Origin of the sequence: Pseudokineococcus sp. 1T1Z-3 (assembly GCF_037482365.1) — a bacterium.
Classification (GTDB): domain Bacteria; phylum Actinomycetota; class Actinomycetes; order Actinomycetales; family Quadrisphaeraceae; genus Pseudokineococcus.
Genome location: NZ_JBBHZF010000023.1, coordinates 190,195 through 191,167, shown reverse-complemented (window position 1 = coordinate 191,167; position 973 = coordinate 190,195). Strand labels below are relative to the sequence as shown.

The window sequence follows — 973 nt, the reverse complement described above, 5'->3', positions numbered from 1 at the left end:
GGTCGCCGATGCCGACGCCCGCACCACCAGCGCCGACCTCCTCCACGGCGCCGGAGCCGACGCCGACCGCGGAGCCGACGCAGACCCCTCCGCCGCTGCCGCCGGAGGCGGGCACCGGCGACGCCGTGGGCGCCGAGGCCTTCATCCGGCACTTCTTCGACGTCTCCAACTACGCGTACCTGTCGGGGGAGACCGTTGGGCTACGGGCCTTATCCGACCCCGGCTGCAACACGTGCAACGACATGATCAGCTACTTCGACGATGTCACCGGGTCTGGTGGCCGGCTCGAAGGTGGAGAGGTCTCCGTCCTCGGACTGACCGCGGTCGACCCTGGGCCGGACGGTCGAGTAGTTGCCCGTTTCATGATGACCCAAGACGAGATCCGCCCTTTCGCTTCAGATGGCCGTGCCGAGGCGACGACTCCAGCGACGGGCGAGGTGTCGCTGCAGATGGCCGTCGAGTGGGACGGCGAATCATGGCGGGCGATGGAGATCGCTCGATGAGGAAACGGCTAGTCATCGGTCTTGTCGTCGGCGCCTCGTTGCTGCTTGTGTCGCCGTCGGCCTACGCGCGACCTTCCGGGCCCGCACCGACATGGTTCGGTACCGCTGAAGGCGGCGGACTCGCTGTGGGGGGCGAGCGGGTAGGGCCGCCGCCGAAGCCGAAGGAGGTCGACGCGAGCTCCCTCCCTGGGGCTGGGAGCGCGGGCGCATCTTCGGTCGTTCCCCCTGACCGGTTCGCTCGGCAGAACTTGCCGATGTGCGGCGGGGAGAACCCGAACACGCTGCAGGCGATGGACTGCACCGCGACGACGTCGGTGAGCTGCCCGCCCGGGCAGCTGGCGCTGATGGAGTGGATCGCCCCGGTCGCCAACACCGCACCCGGTGCCTGGCGCCAGGGCCAGCAGGTCTGCATCCCCCCGGCCATCGCCGCCGTCCTGGCCCCCGAGGACGGCGCCGAGCCGGTCGTCCTG

Annotated in this window: 2 protein-coding genes; both read left to right on the top strand. The window is 70.4% G+C overall.

Features of this window, described 5'->3' with window-relative positions; all coding sequences use genetic code 11:
• On the top strand, positions 1-503 hold a 503-nt coding region (locus WDV86_RS08345), incomplete at its 5' end, for a DUF6318 family protein (protein WP_339567155.1).
• A 254-nt stretch (positions 504-757) separates the two neighbouring features.
• On the top strand, positions 758-973 hold a 216-nt coding region (locus WDV86_RS08340; RefSeq protein ID WP_339567154.1), incomplete at its 3' end, for a hypothetical protein.